Annotated in this window: 15 protein-coding genes; 3 read left to right on the plus strand and 12 right to left on the minus strand. The window is 39.2% G+C overall.

Going from position 1 to position 16,222, the window contains the following annotated elements; genetic code table 11:
• Positions 1 to 373: 373 nt before the first annotated feature.
• From acnA to IGI58_RS01820, 11 genes are all read right to left on the minus strand, one after another.
• On the minus strand, positions 374 to 3,085 hold the full coding sequence (acnA, locus tag IGI58_RS01770; protein ID WP_429955392.1) for an aconitate hydratase AcnA: 2,712 nt from the start codon (positions 3,083 to 3,085) through the stop codon (positions 374 to 376).
• A 610-nt stretch (positions 3,086 to 3,695) separates the two neighbouring features.
• A complete protein-coding gene (locus tag IGI58_RS01775; RefSeq protein WP_429954779.1) occupies positions 3,696 to 5,087 on the minus strand; it encodes an oxaloacetate decarboxylase subunit alpha in 1,392 nt (463 codons plus the stop codon).
• Complete coding sequence (citX, locus tag IGI58_RS01780) at positions 5,084 to 5,626, minus strand: citrate lyase holo-[acyl-carrier protein] synthase (protein WP_429954777.1); 543 nt, start codon at positions 5,624 to 5,626, stop codon at positions 5,084 to 5,086. The genes IGI58_RS01775 and citX overlap by 4 nt, the downstream gene beginning before the upstream one ends.
• On the minus strand, positions 5,619 to 7,148 hold the full coding sequence (gene citF / locus IGI58_RS01785; protein ID WP_087641351.1) for a citrate lyase subunit alpha: 1,530 nt from the start codon (positions 7,146 to 7,148) through the stop codon (positions 5,619 to 5,621). Before citF ends, citX begins: the two co-directional genes overlap by 8 nt.
• Position 7,149: 1 nt before the next feature.
• Positions 7,150 to 8,037, minus strand: coding sequence for a citrate (pro-3S)-lyase subunit beta (gene citE, locus IGI58_RS01790; protein ID WP_087641350.1), 888 nt, complete (start codon positions 8,035 to 8,037; stop codon positions 7,150 to 7,152).
• The gene (gene citD / locus IGI58_RS01795; protein ID WP_087641349.1) at positions 8,025 to 8,333 is read right to left on the minus strand and encodes a citrate lyase acyl carrier protein; all 309 of its coding nucleotides are present in this window, start codon (positions 8,331 to 8,333) and stop codon (positions 8,025 to 8,027) included. The genes citE and citD overlap by 13 nt, the downstream gene beginning before the upstream one ends.
• Positions 8,334 to 8,346: 13 nt before the next feature.
• Positions 8,347 to 9,342, minus strand: coding sequence for a [citrate (pro-3S)-lyase] ligase (gene citC, locus IGI58_RS01800; protein WP_225534364.1), 996 nt, complete (start codon positions 9,340 to 9,342; stop codon positions 8,347 to 8,349).
• A gap of 13 nt (positions 9,343 to 9,355) precedes the next feature.
• Complete coding sequence (locus IGI58_RS01805) at positions 9,356 to 9,481, minus strand: OadG-related small transporter subunit (protein ID WP_087641347.1); 126 nt, start codon at positions 9,479 to 9,481, stop codon at positions 9,356 to 9,358.
• A gap of 33 nt (positions 9,482 to 9,514) precedes the next feature.
• Complete coding sequence (locus IGI58_RS01810; RefSeq protein ID WP_087641346.1) at positions 9,515 to 10,630, minus strand: sodium ion-translocating decarboxylase subunit beta; 1,116 nt, start codon at positions 10,628 to 10,630, stop codon at positions 9,515 to 9,517.
• Between the two features lie 43 nt (positions 10,631 to 10,673).
• Complete coding sequence (locus IGI58_RS01815) at positions 10,674 to 11,078, minus strand: acetyl-CoA carboxylase biotin carboxyl carrier protein subunit (protein ID WP_429954773.1); 405 nt, start codon at positions 11,076 to 11,078, stop codon at positions 10,674 to 10,676.
• Positions 11,079 to 11,602: 524 nt separating this feature from the next.
• A complete protein-coding gene (locus IGI58_RS01820; RefSeq protein ID WP_429954771.1) occupies positions 11,603 to 11,923 on the minus strand; it encodes a hypothetical protein in 321 nt (106 codons plus the stop codon).
• Positions 11,924 to 12,317: 394 nt separating this feature from the next.
• On the opposite strand from IGI58_RS01820, the gene IGI58_RS01825 reads away from it, so the two are divergent.
• The 3 genes from IGI58_RS01825 to citG all read left to right on the plus strand — a co-directional run bounded on the left by IGI58_RS01825 (position 12,318) and on the right by citG (position 15,346).
• Positions 12,318 to 13,661: a CitMHS family transporter gene (locus IGI58_RS01825; protein WP_087641343.1), complete on the plus strand. Its 1,344-nt coding sequence runs from the start codon at positions 12,318 to 12,320 to the stop codon at positions 13,659 to 13,661.
• 109 nt (positions 13,662 to 13,770) lie between these two features.
• A complete protein-coding gene (locus IGI58_RS01830) occupies positions 13,771 to 14,475 on the plus strand; it encodes a GntR family transcriptional regulator (protein ID WP_429954769.1) in 705 nt (234 codons plus the stop codon).
• Positions 14,459 to 15,346 carry a triphosphoribosyl-dephospho-CoA synthase CitG gene (gene citG / locus IGI58_RS01835; RefSeq protein WP_429954767.1) on the plus strand — a complete coding sequence of 296 codons (888 nt, stop codon included), beginning with the start codon at positions 14,459 to 14,461 and terminating at the stop codon, positions 15,344 to 15,346. The genes IGI58_RS01830 and citG overlap by 17 nt, the downstream gene beginning before the upstream one ends.
• A 95-nt stretch (positions 15,347 to 15,441) precedes the next feature.
• On the opposite strand, the gene IGI58_RS01840 is transcribed toward citG, so the two are convergent.
• Positions 15,442 to 16,179: a response regulator transcription factor gene (locus IGI58_RS01840; RefSeq protein ID WP_087641340.1), complete on the minus strand. Its 738-nt coding sequence runs from the start codon at positions 16,177 to 16,179 to the stop codon at positions 15,442 to 15,444.
• Positions 16,180 to 16,222: the final 43 nt, after the last annotated feature.

Consider the following 16,222-nt stretch of genomic DNA (forward strand, 5'->3'; position numbering starts at 1 on the left):
ATCTATTTTCCTAAGGATTGATTTGTGTAGCTAGATAACGATAAAAGCGGAATAGGCTTGTTCAGCTCTGACTGAAAAATAGGAAATATTGATTGAGATGCTCTTTATCTCACTCAATATTTATCTTTTTTCCGAAGAGCTAGCCTATGCAGCTGGATAACGATAATAGCGGAACAGGCTCGTCAAGCTCTGACTGAAAAATAGGAAAAATCGATTGAGACGCTTTTTGTCTCACTCTATTTTTATCTTTTTTCCGAAGAGCTAGCCTGTGCAGCTGGATAACATCAATGATCAACACTTTCTTACAAAAATCTTGTACTGTTCATCATCAACTCAAATTCATTCTTTTACCATGAAACTAGCTATATATTTTTCAAGCCATTTGTTCCAACTTTTTACGAATGACCATCGGTAATATACCACCATGCTGATAGTACGTGATATCAACCGCAGAATCGAAACGCAATAGCGTCTCAAATTCAATCGTTTCACCCGAATCTTTTTTCGCTGTGACCTTTACTGTATCTAAAATCCCTTTGGTTTCATCGATCTCGATATCGAATTGTTCAGTTCCTGTTAAACCTAAACTCTCCGCATCTTGACCTTTTAAAAATTGTAGCGGCAACACACCCATCATCACTAAATTCGAACGATGGATTCGCTCATAGCTTTTGGCGATCACAGCCTCTACACCCAATAACTGCACACCTTTTGCTGCCCAGTCTCTAGAAGAGCCCATTCCGTAATCATCTCCAGCTAAGATCACGAGCTTGGTTCCTTCCTGCTGATATTTCATCGCTGCATCATAAATCGGCATTGTCTCTCTTGTGGGATGGAATATGGTGTATCCGCCTTCTATCTCTGGTACTAACTGATTACGAATTCGAATATTGGCTAACGTTCCCCGCATCATTACTTCGTGATGACCTCTTCTTGCGCCATAAGAATTAAATGCGCGGATGTCAACACCTTGTTCAGTCAAATACTGTCCTGCCGGGCTATTTTTTTGAATACTTCCAGCTGGTGAAATGTGATCAGTTGTCACCGAGTCTCCAAATTTAGCTAAAACTGCTAGATTCTTTAATGGTTCTCGTACGGTTCTTTCCTGAGACATTCCTTCAAAATAAGGAGGATTCGCTATATATGTTGACGCTTGATCCCAAGCATACAAGGGCTCTGCAGTCGTTTGAATTTTATTCCATTCTTCATTGTCATTGAATACTCCTGCATATTCTTGTTTATATAATTCAGGAGTGACACACTGATCGATCAAATGCTGAACTTCTTCTCTAGAAGGCCATAAATCATTGAAATAGATTGGTATGCCATTTTTATCGATCCCTATTGGTTCATTAAACACATCAATAGCTACAGTTCCTGCTAATGCATATAGTACAACAAGCGGTGGTGATGCAAGATAGTTTGCTTTGACTAAAGGATGGATCCGTCCTTCAAAGTTACGATTCCCGCTTAATACTCCAGCAGTCAATAAGTCATTTTCTTTGATTACTTCTTCCACTTCTGGTTTTAATGCTCCTGAATTCCCTATACAGGTAGTACAGCCATAGCCGACAAGATGAAATCCTAATGTCTCTAAATAAGGGAGCAGCCCAGCTTTTTCAAGGTAAGCAGTCACAACTTTAGACCCTGGCGCCAATGACGTTTTTACATAATTAGGCACTGTCAATCCCAGTTCGGCAGCTTTTTTAGCAACCAAACCAGCGCTTAACATCACAAAAGGGTTAGATGTATTCGTACAGGAAGTAATCGCTGCAATCGCCAGCGCACCTGATTTTAATTCGTGGTGTTCTCCTTCTAGATCTAAAGGAATAGATTGTTCTTGCTGCTCCTTGGACAGACCAAATCCTTGAAGTCCACTTGGTGCATTGATTGCTTCTTCAAAACTGTTTTTCATTTCTGTTAAGGGAATCAGATCTTGTGGTCGTTTTGGACCAGCTAAATTTGCTACTATCTTACTTAAGTCGATTTCGATCACTTTAGTGTAACTGGGCTCTTGATCAGTTGATGGCTCGTAAAATAGCTGATTTTCTTTTAAATAATGTTCTGCGACTTTTACGGCATGCTCTTCTCTTCCTGTCAAACGTAAATAACGAATCGTCTCGTCATCTACAGGAAAAAAGCCACAAGTAGCACCATATTCAGGTGCCATATTCGCAACAGTTGCTCGGTCTGCTAAACTCAAATTTACCAATCCGGGACCAAAGAATTCTACAAATTTACCAACGACTTTTTGTTCACGTAACACCTGTGTTACTTTTAAAGCTAAATCTGTCGCAGTCGCTCCTTGAGAAAGCTCATTGACAAACCGTACGCCGATAACCTCTGGAATCGGAAAATAAGAAGGTTCGCCTAACATACTCGCTTCGGCTTCGATACCGCCAACTCCCCAGCCTAAAACACCTAAAGCATTGACCATCGTCGTATGTGAATCTGTCCCAACAAGTGTATCAGGATATAAAAGAGTGGATTGATCCTCCATTTTCTTTTGAATCACGACAGAAGCAAGATACTCCACATTGACTTGATGAACGATCCCTGTTGCTGGTGGTACGACACGGTAGTTATCAAAAACTTTTTGCGCCCAGCTCAAAAAGCGATAACGCTCCTGATTGCGTTGAAATTCCATGCTCATATTAAGCTGCAAAGCTTGTTTTACACCTGCCACATCTACCTGGACAGAATGATCGATCACTAGATCAACAGGTACTTCTGGATTGATCGTAGTCGGATCACCGCCAAAATCTGCAATTGTTTTTCTTAATGAAGCAAGATCGACGACTGCTGGAACGCCAGTGAAATCTTGAAGAATCACACGTGCTGGTTTAAAAGGAACCTCTCCTACATTTTTTTCTTTTGCAGTCCAATTTGCTAATTGATCGATATGTTGCTGAGTGATGCCTGTCCCATTTTTCTGCCGCAGTAAAGATTCTAATAATACCCGAATACTAAAAGGTAACTTTGAAACAAAAAGATTTTGTTCTGTTTCAAGTGACGCTAACTCATAGTAATGATATTTTTGGTTGTCATAGTAAAAAAATGTTTCTGCCGATCGTTGTTTAGAAATCAAAACCATCCCTCCTAAATTTGAGCGTTGCACAATACCTCTACTTTTAAACAAAGTAAAAACTCACACTTTTTATTAATCTTTGATTAGAAGTATTTATGCATTATCTAATTTTAGCTATTATAACGGCATTATAACGGAATGTAAACCCTTAAACAAATGAGAAAAGTTAGGTTAATTAACTTTATCATGTCAGATTTACGTAATATAAAAAGATGTGTAAAACCGCTAAAAATAGATGATCTCCTTTTATTACTCCTTTTAAAATTAGCTATTTTACATGTTTTTCACATTTAATTTTAACCTTATATACATTTTATGTATCTCAGACATTTGTTTGGTTTAGTTTACATCATTTGGAATGTATTTCAGTAAGTCTTATGTATTTTTATCAATTTCATGTAAGATGGATTTTTTTTATTTTTGCAGTAAAAATAAGAGTGCATGACAAAACTAATGATCAGTTTTGTTTCGCACTCTAAAGCTTAATAAACGGCAGAAACAGAAGCAACTCCTGGTTATTTCTCGGAGTTGCTTCTGTTTCAACTTCTAAATACAAGTATCCGTTTCATATATCAAAACCAAGCACTTCTGAGCCTTGCTGGATTTTTTAAATATCCAATGTCACAGTGACTTCTTGAATCGGAATATCATAAAAACGGTCTTCTCTTCTACCTAAAAAGTCTTTTCCTTGTTGTGGGAATAAAGCATACATCAAGACATCTTCTGTTGATTTTGCATACTCCTTGATTTCTGCTTCATACGTCGACATCTCAGGTGTTAGTAAATCCGCAGGACGAACAGTAATAACTTCCTCGTCTCCAATAATCAATTTAGTCATTTCTTCAGAGATCGCTACAGGTGGTTTTCCATATAATCCTTTGACATAGTCTTTGATTTCTTTTGGTACTATTTTATAGCGTTCCCCACTAATAACATTCATCACCGCTTGCGTTCCCACCATTTGTGACAATGGCGTTACCAGTGGCGGATATCCAAGATCAGCTCGGACTTTCGGTACTTCTTTCAATACTTCCTCATATTTATCAACAAGTCCTTGCTCCGTTAACTGGCTCAACAGATTAGACAACATACCACCAGGTACTTTATAAAGTAATGTTTTAGGTTCCGTATCTTTGACCTTCGGATTTAAAAGACCTTCTTCTCTAAAGCTATCACGAATCGGATTAAAGTAATCTGCGATTTCTGCAACTTTATCCATATTTAAGTGTGTATCATAGCCTAGGTTTTCTAAAGCCAAAGCCATAGATTCTGTTGCGGGTTGGCTAGTCCCTCCTGAGAAAGAGGAAATTGCTGTATCGATAATGTCTGCACCCGCTTCAACTGCTTTCAAGTACGTCATTTCAGCGATCCCGCTTGTCGCGTGTGTATGGACTTCTAAAGGCACTTGAATGTTGCTTTTGATTTCCGTCACTAAACGGTACGCATCATTTGGTGTTAGGATTCCTGCCATGTCTTTGATGCAAATTGAGTCCGCACCCATTTTTTCAAGTTCCGTCGTTAAATTCACAAAATAATCGATTGTATGAAACTCACTTGTCGTATAAGAAATTGCAGGTTGACAATGACCACCGTATTTCTTTGTGGCTTCAATCGATGTTTGCAGATTTCTAGTATCATTCAACGCGTCAAAAACGCGAATGATATCAATACCGTTCTCGATCGATTTTTGTACGAAAGCTTCAACGACATCATCTGCATAGTTTTTATAACCTAATAAATTTTGTCCTCTTAACAACATTTGTAATTTGGTATGTTTTACGGCCTTTCTAATTGCTCGTAATCGTTCCCACGGATCTTCGTTCAAGAAGCGTATACACGCATCAAAAGTCGCGCCGCCCCACATCTCTAGTGCATGAAAACCAGCCTCATCCAAAGTTTGGATAATTGGCAACATATCACTTGTTGGCATACGTGTAGCGATTTGACTTTGTTGTCCGTCACGCAGAACGGTTTCTGTAAAAAGTACTTCTTTTGTCATTTCATCTTTCCTTTCTCAATGAGTTGACTAATTGCTTGCTGCATTTCTTCTATACTATGACGTCGTTGGCGCCCGCAAATCTTTGCTTCATCTTCACAGATAAAACAATGACGCACGGGATAACCCAACTCTGTCCGACTAATAGAAAGTAGTTGTTGCTCTTTTGGATAAAGAACATCTAAGTCCAGCAAGCGACCATAAGGATGGCTCTCTTCCAAATCGATCAGTTGTTTTTTTAATACTTCAGGTGTCTCTCTAATGACTAAATAATATTCAGGTCCTGTTTTTACGTCACGGTATTTACGTGCAACTCTTTTTTCAGGAGGAATCAGCCGATCGATTGCTTCAATGACAGTTAAAAAAGCGGCTTTGAGTTGCTCATTCGTTTTTACAGGACCAGGAATATTCATGGTTGCGCTCAACAATGTTTCATGCGGATGCTTCCCTAAAAGTTCATGCTGAATCGATACACGTTTTTCCCTTGCATTCATCATATCGATCAGTTCAACTTCTTCACCTTGAAAATAGGCTCTACACATTTCTGACCACATCGATGATCGAACCGTCACGGTATTCAATCAAAGCAACGACTTTTTCTCCATATTGAATAGCTTCTGGACGATCAACGATACTGTATGCTTTTTCCTGCAGTTCTTTTATTGTAAATTTAGGCACATCAAGTCCTTCAAAATGCTTCATTAAATCTTCCCGTTCCGGATTGATAGCAATACCGATCTCTGTTACAACAACATCAATACTGCTGCCTGGTGTAACAACCGTGTTGACTTCCTCAACAATTGTTGGGATTCTGCCGCGGATCAACGGAGCAATGACTAAGCTCATTTTACAAGCAGCACTTGTATCTGAGTGTCCGCCAGATGCCCCGCGAATCACACCGTCAGAGCCGGTGATGACATTGACATTAAAATTCGTATCGATTTCAAGCGCTGAAAGAATCGCTGTATCAAGTTGATTGATCACAGATCCTTTACTTAATGGCGATGCGTACATGTTCGCATCGATCTCATAATGATTGTCATTAGCACCCAATGAGACTGCTGATGGATGATCGAAATCTTGGACATCAATGATTTTTTCTACTAATCCGTCTTCTAACAACTCGACCATCGCATTCGTTATACCGCCTAAAGCAAAGCTTGCAGTGATCCCATCTTTGATCATCGCTTCTTTTAAAAATCTAGATACGGCCAAAGCCGCTCCACCTGTTCCTGTTTGGAATGAAAAACCATTTTTATAATAAGGTGAGTGAGTGATCACTTTAGCTGCATACTCTGCAATCAAAAGTTCTTTAGGATTCTTAGTAAAACGAGTAGCTCCTTTGGCAATCCCAGCTGGATCACCGATCGCATCAACTTCAACAACAAAATCGACATCTGTTTGCGGAATACTGATTGGTGTATTCGGATATGGCATCAAGCTATCTGTAATAATCACTACTTGATCAGCATACTTCGCATCGATCATCGCGTAACCTAAAGAACCACAAGTTGCTTTTCCTTTTGTTCCATTGACATTGCCATAAGCATCCGAGCTTGGTGCTCCTAAAAAGGCAACATCGATGTGAATGTCTCCTGCAGCAATTGCGCGGGCTCTACCACCATGAGAGCGAATAACAACTGGATTTTCCATAATACCTTCTGAAATCGCTGCTCCGACTTTATCACGTAGACCGCTTGAGGTGATATTTGTAACGACTCCATTTTTAATATGCTCGATCAATGGTTCATGAACATTGGCGATAGAGCTTGGGGCGATCGATAAGTTCTTGATCCCCATTGCTGCGATTTCCTCTAAAACCATATTCATGACAAAATCACCTTCACGGAAATGGTGATGGAATGAAATCGTCATTCCGTCTTTTAATCCTGTTTTTTCAATCGCTTCTCTTAAGCTCCCCAATAATTTTGTATCACGTGGTCTAACCGGCTGGATCGTTCGGCTGGATTCTTTATATTCATGGATATTCGTGAACTCACCGGAAAACACGCCATAATTTTCAGCATAATTATCTGGAATTTCTTTGCCTACATTATTTTTCATTCTAGACTTCCTCCTCAGAAATCAATTTTGCTGCGATCGCTAAAGCAATGACACGTTCTGCTCGTTCAACGATCGGTTTATCGACCATTTTTCCGTTGACTGAGATAACACCAGAGCCTTTTGCTTCGGCTTCGCGGATTCCCCAGATCACTTCTTTTGCTTGTTGAATCTCTTTAGCAGTTGGTTCATAAACACTATTTACTAAAGGAATTTGACGAGGGTTGATCACTGATTTTCCATCAAAGCCTAGTTGTTTGATCTGCTCAACCTCAGCTAAGAAGCCTTCTGTATTATCGACATCTGAGTAAACCGTATCGATTGCAGCGATTCCTGCAGCTCTAGCAGAATGTAAAATAAAGCTGCGGGCAAAAAAGAGCTCTTGTCCATTGGGATAGCGGTGTGTTTTCATATTCGTCACATAATCTTCTGCACCTAATGCGATACCGATCAGCCGTTCGCTAGCCTTAGCGATTTCACGCGCATTCAGCACACCTTCCGCTGATTCGATCGCTGCCATCATTTTCGTCGTACCCACTTCGATCGTGTATTTCTTTTCCATTTCAGTGATAACGTTATCTACATCTACGATATCTTGAGCCGTTTCTGTTTTAGGTAAACGAATGACATCTACGCCAGCTAAAACCATCGCCTCGATATCCTGATGCCCAACTGTATCTAATCCATTGATTCGAACCACTGTTTCCACCATTGAATAATCAAATGTTCGTAAAGCATTGTAGACAAGCAGGCGTGCACTGTCTTTTTCTTTTAACGAAACAGCATCTTCCAAATCAAACATCACAGAGTCTGCGCCGTATAATGTTGCATCCCGCAACATCGATGCGTTCGCTCCGGGTACAAACATCATTGTTCTTCTTAAGCGTTCCATGAGTGAATCACCTGCCAATCAATCGTTTCTTCATTAGCAGCTCGGTATACGGCTGCGACTGTTCTTGCTTGAATCGTACAGTCCAATGCACCTTTATCAATTGCTTGAACCTTTGCGTCAGTGACGGATAAATTAGTCAAGGTTTCCTGTATTTTTTCACGAATTTGACGGCCAAATTGTTTTTCGACACTGCTGTCCAGTTCAATTAGAATTCCGTTTCCACTATTTTTTCCAATTGTAATCATGATATCGCTTGATTCAGTTGTTCCAGCAGATGCGTTTTGTTTGATTTCCAAAGTGTACACCTCATTACTTATTATTTTGTTTGGTTATTGCTTCAAAAGTTGTAGGCGGAACAAGTGCCTTGATCGCTGCATAATTTTTCTCATCCATTAAAGCACGAACTCTAGAGGCACTGATCACTTCTTCACCACTTTTTTTTCTTGGTAAAATAACTAGCTTTAGTGCAGATCCGAAGGTCTTTTTCATCGCCTGATTATAAATTTCTGTTACTTCAGAAAATGGCTCTTCTCCAACAAATCTAGTAGAAATCGACAGAGCAGAAGCAATTTTTTCTTTAAATAGCGTGGCATCCAAAACAGCCTGTACTTGTGCAATACTAGCTTTTGCCTGATCCTTCAAAAAATAAGATGGAAAGGTCGCACTGGATACCATGTACTCTCGCGTCGGTAAAACAACAACATTTTCTAAATGCTTCGTTCCTTTTTTTACAAGTTCAAAACGTGTTTTTGCATCAAACAGCGAACGTTCCTCAGACAAAACAAACAGATAAACCGTTTCTACACTTTTAGCAGCTTCTGTAACTAAATATAAATGACCATTTGTAAATGGATTGGCATTCATTACGATTGCTGCATTATTCTTTGTCTTTCGTTGCTGCTTTTTGAGCTCCGTCAAATAGTCATTAAAATCTGGAAAGCCTTGCTCCATAAAAACTAGATCTGACGTTGCCGCGATTTCAGTAAATCCTAAAGAATGAAACAATTGACTCGTTTTTGGCTTTGTATATAAAAAATAATGTTGATAGCCGATATCCCGCAGTCGCTCTCGTAACGCCTGAACAATCTGAGTAAGCAGGTTTTCATTTTGATAAGAAGCGTCAATCGCCACACATTTTAAAATATTCCTAAAAATCGATCCTGTTCCAATCAGTTTTTCCTGATCGTAGATACCAATCGTATAATCCAACTGCTCATCAGGAAATAGTCCGGCAGTTATCAAAAAATCTGACCACTGCTGTTTGCCTAATGGATCTCGATCAAGCCAAATTCTTCTGATAGTCATTATTCATCACTTCCTACTTTTTTGGCGGAAATAATTTATTCAACATCGAAGACGCAAAGTAAATCACAAAAATGACAACAAACACGCCGCCCCAACCAAAAATCAGTAGCTCTAATGATTTTAGTAAATCAGCTGACATAAACAAACTCCTCTCCCTTTTTTCTATAAACTACTACGCAAGCAATGCTAATAATAAGCCGCCGGCGATAACAGACGCAATTTGCCCAGATACATTTGCACCTGCTGCATGCATTAAAATAAAATTCTGAGGATCTTCATCTGTTGCCATTTTTTGAATCACGCGACTTGACATTGGAAATGCTGAAATACCAGCGGCACCGATCATTGGATTGATTTTTTCTTTTCTAAACAGATTCAATAATTTTGCAAATAAAACACCGCCAACTGAATCCATCACAAAGGCCACTAAGCCAAGACCAATAACCATCAAGGTATCAACTTGTAAGAATTCCTCGTACTGCATTTTCACTGAAATTGCCAGTCCCAATACAATACTGATGATATTTACCAGCTCATTTTGCGCTGTAACAGATAAACGATCTAAAACGCCACATTCACGTAGTAAATTCCCGAACATCAAGAACCCAACTAGTGGTAGAGAAACTGGTGCTACTAAACCAGCGACGATCGTAATCACGATCGGGAATAAAATTTTCGCTGTCTGTGATACTTCACCAGCACGGTAAGTCATACGAATTTTACGTTCCTTTTTCGTTGTAACAGCTTTAATCGCTACAGGTTGAATGATTGGTACCAAGGCCATATATGAATAAGCAGCTACCATGATCGCGCCCATATATTTTGAATTCAATGTATTCGCAACAAAGATAGATGTTGGCCCATCTGCTGCTCCGATGATCCCAATAGAAGCGGCATCATTTAAATCAAACCCTAATAGTACTGCAGCAATGATCGTAAAGAAAATCCCAAATTGAGCGGCTGCACCGAACAATAATAAAAATGGATTTTGTAATAATGGTCCGAAATCGATCATAGCGCCTATTCCGATAAATAGTAACAATGGAAATAATTCCGTTGAAATCCCCATATCAAACAACACTTGAAATGGACCAGCTTCGCCACCAGCACTTAATACCCCAGTGTTGGGAAAGTTAACTAACATCGTTCCTAATCCCATTGGTACTAGCAAGGTAGGTTCGTACTCTTTTTTGATCCCTAAGTACATCAAGATGCCTCCGATCAGCATCATGACAATACGACCAGGTTCCTGTCCCATCCCTACTACACCTTCAATTAATGTTTCCACAAACGTCACTTCCTCTTTTAAAATTAAACTCTTTTTTCTCTATTTATTTGATTGTAATCAACGGCTCTCCTGGGTTGACCATATCGCCTTGTTGAACGTGGATGCCTGTGACTGTACCAGCTTTTCCAGCAACGATTTCGTTTTCCATTTTCATTGCTTCAAGAATCATCAGCGGTTGATTTTCCTGTACAGTATCTCCAACATTCACCAAAATCTTTAAGATCGTTCCCGGCATAGGTGATGGCATTGCATCACTGCCAGCTGGTGAACTTGTTGTTGGTGCAGTTTGCTCAGCAGATGCGGGTGCAGGCGTTGGTGTTGCTTCTGCTACAGGCGCAGCAGCCGGAGCTGTTGGTGCAACAACTGGCGCTTGCGGCACTCCACCAACTTCTTCCATTTCAACTAAATACTCTTTTCCATCAATAGAAATTTTAAACTTACGTAACATGTAAACTCCTCCTTAAATTTAAAGCGGAATGAGCCGTTTAGTCTCGACTAGAAAATAGGAAAACATAGCTAAGGTGTTCTTTGCCTTATTCAGGTTTTATCTTTTTCTCGAGAGACTGGCTCATGCAGCTAGATAACAATAATAGCGGAACAGGCTCATTCAGCCTTGACTGGAAAATAGGAAAAATCGATTGAGGTGCTCTTTACCTCATTCTATTTTTATCTTTTTCTCGAAAGGCTAGCCTGTGCAGCTAGATAACAATAATGGCGGAACAAGCCGTTCAGTTTTGACAGAAAAATAGGAAAAATAAAATGTGGTGCTTTTTGCCACAATTTATTTTTATCTTTTTTCCGAAAAACAGGCTTGTGCAGCTAGATAAAATAAATGATCAACACTTTCTAACGAAAGTCTTGTACTGTTCATCATCAGCTCAATTTCTTTCGCTGTGATTCCCAGCAAAAAGCGGAACAGGCTCGTTCAGCCTTGAATATAAACCTATTTTTCAAACATCCACATCAGCACAACTATTTTTTCTCTTGAATCGATCGAACAACAAATTGACTCTCTGGTTGGTCTGCTGAGGCAATACTAGAAGCAATCACTGAAACAAGTTCTGCCTCCGGATTTCTTTTCATGATGCGTTTGATCGTAAAACTACTATCTGGCTGATCACCAGCTGCAATAGCAGTAGCGATGACTGAAATGCGTTCATATTCTTCACGTTCAACAGGAATATACCCCGCTATTTTTTGCCATTCAGAATCTTCTTCAATCGGTTGAATCTGATTATGCTCTGTTTTTATTTCCTCACTTTCTTTAGTAAAAAGACGGCTAAATAACCCCATGGATTCACATCCTTTCTGCTTATGATTTCATTATAGGTAAAATCTTCGACAAAAAAACAATATCAGTGTTTTCAAATTGTTCTTTTGTTGTTTCTTAGTAGACATTTCCGTACAAACTTACAGGAAACATTGATATATAAGCGTTTCCAAGCATTTAATATTTTATTAATATCTTATTAACATCTCTTTAAGAAACCGTTATCATTCCTGTTTTTTTGGTGTTCTTTTTCTCATTGCTAACTATTTATCTCAACAGACTTGCTTTACACTAAGCTTGTTAAACGAAACAAGAAAGGGTTTTCATAATCAGTTATATTGTTATCTTATTTCAATTGCTATTCTAATTCTCTGATTGTTTCAGACAACAATTTTATTATCAAAGGAGAGAGAAAAAATGTTACTTACTGTTTTGTCTTACGTCATGATCATCGTCTTTATGTTTGTGATCATGAAAAAGAAAATGTCACCGTTTACAGCACTAGTTTTGATTCCACTGATCTTTGCACTGATCGCCATCTTCACTGGTGTTTCAAACAAAGGATCCATCGGAGACTTTGTAATGGAAGGAATCAAGACAACTTCTACTACAGGTATTATGCTCTTGTTCGCGATTCTTTATTTTTCAATCATGCTGGATGCCGGTCTATTTGATCCGATCACCAAAAAGATGATCCACATTGCCAAAGGTGATCCAATGAAAGTATTGATCGCAACCGCGGTTGTTGCTGCTGCTGTTTCTCTTAACGGAGACGGAACAACGACTACATTGATTTGCTGTTCAGCTTTTATTCCTATTTATAAAAAACTGGACATGAAATTGATGAATTTGGGTGTTTTGGTTATTTTACAAAATACGATCATGAACTTACTACCATGGGGCGGACCGACTGCTCGTGCAATGAGTGTTTTAAATGTTGGAGCAGAAATTTTAGCTTATCTGATTCCTGGTATGATCATTGCTCTTTTATATGTCATCTTCATCGTTGCTCCTTCAATGGGTCGAAAAGAACGTGCCCGCTTAGGTGTCAAACAGCTAACAGATGCTGAAATCGATGAAATGACAACTGTAACAGATGAAGAAACATTAGCGATTCGTCGTCCAAAAAATTGGCTATTCAATGCTATTATGACAATTGGCTTGATTGCTTTATTAGTAACAGATTCATTTGTTGGACTTGGTTTACCACCGTTATTCTTATTCTTGACCGGTACGGTTATTGCTTTGATGGTCAACTATCCTGTTTTAAAAGATCAGTCATCACGGATCGGTGCTAACGGCGGAGATGCTGTTCAAGTAGTTATATTAGTCTTTGCAGCTGGCGTCTTCATGGGCTTGTTCCAAGGAACTGGTATGGCAGATGCTTTAGCTCAAAGTTTCACAAAAATCATTCCGGATCAATTAGCTGGCTTCTGGGGCTTAGTGATCGCTTTGATTTCAGCACCAGGTACATTCTTTATATCAAATGATGGTTTTTACTTCGGCGTACTGCCTGTGTTAGCAGAAGCTGGACGTGCGTATGGATTTACAGATATGCAAATGGCGTTAGCATCATTGATGGGTCAAGCGTTCCACTTATTGAGTCCATTGGTTGCCTTCATTTACTTGTTGCTTCGTTTAACTGGTTTAGATATGGGACAATGGCAAAAAGAAGCAGCGAAATGGGCATTGGGAATTTTCATTATCTTTGTTGTAACAATTGTTCTAACTGGACATATGCCGTTATACATTCCTCAGTAAGGACACTGCATGCACAAAACTTTCTTAGATTTCTTAGCACTTTTTAAGGAATCTAAAGGAAAAGAAGTGTATATTTTTCCTACTATATCAGCAAAAGGAGTACTGGAAAATGAGTACAATATCAGAGGCTGTCGGAAAAAATCTAGATTTAAGTCTTAATGAGCCGCTAAAAGAGTTGGTTTACAAAGCATTTCGCAAAACAATCATTTTAGGAGAAATTCAAGCTGGACAGCGGATCAACGAAAAAGAATTTTCAGAAGTCATGAATATCAGCCGCACACCGATCCGCTATGCTCTGCAAAAACTGGTTGAAGAAGATTTAGTCGATCATGTTCCCGGTGTTGGTATCATCGTTAAAGGAATATCTATCAATGATGCACATGAAATTTATGCCATCAGAAAATCATTAGATGTATTAGCTACCTTGACTGCGATGGATGAAATGAATGAAGCGGACTTTGAAGAGCTGAGAGAATTGTTAGAGGAAACTGAACGGTTGAATGAAGCAAATGAAATCGATCAAGTGCTGCAAAAATTTTCAGACTTCAATGAATTGATCTATGAAAAAAGCCAAATGCGCCGACTCAAATCGATCGTAATGAAACTTAGAGAATATTTGATCTATTTCCGCGACATCTCTATTCGCTCAAAAGAACGTCGGGATAAAGCTTTGAAAGAACATTGGTTGATTTACTATTGTATGCTGAATCAAGAAAAAGAGCAGTTGGAATTGCTAATTACGGAGCACCTAACCTATTCACAGTCCTTTATCATCAAAGAAATGGAAAAACATTTAAATGACTCAGATAACTAATCAGGAACTCCTTAAAAAAATTAGTAATTTCGCTTTACAGTCTTTGCTTTTTGAAGCTGCTTTATATCCTAAACCTGGCCTAGTTGATCCTATCAGTTCTGGGGCTCATAAGGATATGGATTACGGAACTTTTCTTGACAGCAGCCGAGCTCTGGCACCCTTTTTCACTGATTATCTTGAACTAGGTCTAGCACATCATGGAACACCTGAAGCTTTGTTTCAAAAGGTTCGTTCAACCGGTCAGTTGGCCGAAAAAGAGATGCTCAAAAAAACCGAAGGAGTCAATACTCATAAAGGAGCTAATTTTTCTTTCGCATTGATTTTAGCCAGCATTGGAAAGCTGCTTCAAAAGGAACAACTGTCGCTCCCTTTTTCCGAAGCTGATACCAAAGCTATTTTTGACTATACGAAACAAATGACAAATAAACTTGTTGCTCAAGATTTTTCAAACCTAACAAAGAAAAAGGAACTGACGAATGGTGAAAAATTATACCTCGATCATGGTTTTACCGGTATAAGAGGCGAAGCGGCTGCTGGCTATCCTTCACTTCAGGAAACTGCTTTGCCCTTCTTGAGACAAAGGCAGTCGCTAAATGATAGAAAAACATTTCTGCTTTTACTCTTGTCTTTAATGGCAAGTGTCGAGGATTCTAACTTGATCAACCGCGGAGGGATCAATGCCTGGCAGCAGGTCAAAAAAATGGCCGCACAACAGGCACGATCTCTTTCAGAAGACTCTTCTATCGATGAATTAGAACGTAAGCTGGTCGCCTTTGATCAAGCATTGATCCGTGATCATCTGAGTCCGGGAGGCTCTGCTGATTTACTTGCATTAAGCTACTTTTTCGGTCAGCTGGAAGGACTTGTTTAAACGTTAATTAGAGGCTAAGAAAAAGGCAGACACTAAAAAAATAAAGCAGCATTCACAAAAGTGATTCGTTCATTTTTGTGAATGCTGCTTTATTCTCAAGAGTCAAAAGCTTTTGTCTCAGCCTCTTTTCCTTCTGGATTGAATAGATAACCGATACCCCACACAGTTTGGAGATACTTCGGCTTTTTAGGATCATCTTCAATTTTATTGCGTAAATAGTTAATATACACCGTGATCAAGTTCTTATCGATTTCACCATCATTCCATACATTAGCATAGATCTGCTCCTTACTGAACACTTGCTGGGGATTTTCCATAAAGAACAAAATCATCATGATCTCCTTAGAGGTCATATTGACTACTTCACCATTTTTACTAAACTGATATTGATGTTTATTGAAGGAAAAAATACCTTCCGTCAACGTTGCTTCTTCACTATGTTCTCTTAGCGTCAGTAGTTGCTCCGTTCGATTCAATGTGCTAATAACTTGAGCTCTCAACACATTTGGTGCAAACGGCTTTGAAAGGTAGACATCGCCTCCAGATTCTAAGCCGCTGATAATATCTTGTTCGCTTTTCTTCCCGCTGACAAAAATGATCGGTGTCAACGGTTGATGCTCTCGAATCAATTGAGCTAAATGATAGCCATCATTTTCGTGCTCCAAACTAACATCTAAAAGAAACAACTGGAAATCGACCCGCTTCATGATCTCGATAGTTTTTTCGATCGTATCACTTTGATAAACCAGTAATCCCGTCGACTGTAGTGATTTCCAGATCAAACGGCGAATTGCCGGATCATCATCGACCACTAAGATTTTTTCGTTTCGCACGATATACACCCCATTGTCCATTTTACATACCTATACAATAGCC

This window comes from Enterococcus sp. AZ020, from assembly GCF_050499205.1.
Classification (GTDB): Bacteria; Bacillota; Bacilli; order Lactobacillales; family Enterococcaceae; genus Enterococcus_L; species Enterococcus_L dunnyi.

Coding starts and splice junctions, on each gene's coding strand:
- IGI58_RS01775 (WP_429954779.1), bottom strand. CDS start 5,087: ATGACAAAAGAAGTACTTTTTACAGAAACCGTTCTGCGTGACGGACAA.
- citX (WP_429954777.1), bottom strand. CDS start 5,626: ATGTGTAGAGCCTATTTTCAAGGTGAAGAAGTTGAACTGATCGATATG.
- citF (WP_087641351.1), bottom strand. CDS start 7,148: ATGAAAAATAATGTAGGCAAAGAAATTCCAGATAATTATGCTGAAAAT.
- citE (WP_087641350.1), bottom strand. CDS start 8,037: ATGGAACGCTTAAGAAGAACAATGATGTTTGTACCCGGAGCGAACGCA.
- citC (WP_225534364.1), bottom strand. CDS start 9,342: ATGACTATCAGAAGAATTTGGCTTGATCGAGATCCATTAGGCAAACAG.
- IGI58_RS01805 (WP_087641347.1), bottom strand. CDS start 9,481: ATGTCAGCTGATTTACTAAAATCATTAGAGCTACTGATTTTTGGTTGG.
- IGI58_RS01815 (WP_429954773.1), bottom strand. CDS start 11,078: ATGTTACGTAAGTTTAAAATTTCTATTGATGGAAAAGAGTATTTAGTT.
- IGI58_RS01820 (WP_429954771.1), bottom strand. CDS start 11,923: ATGGGGTTATTTAGCCGTCTTTTTACTAAAGAAAGTGAGGAAATAAAA.
- IGI58_RS01825 (WP_087641343.1), top strand. CDS start 12,318: ATGTTACTTACTGTTTTGTCTTACGTCATGATCATCGTCTTTATGTTT.
- IGI58_RS01830 (WP_429954769.1), top strand. CDS start 13,771: ATGAGTACAATATCAGAGGCTGTCGGAAAAAATCTAGATTTAAGTCTT.
- citG (WP_429954767.1), top strand. CDS start 14,459: ATGACTCAGATAACTAATCAGGAACTCCTTAAAAAAATTAGTAATTTC.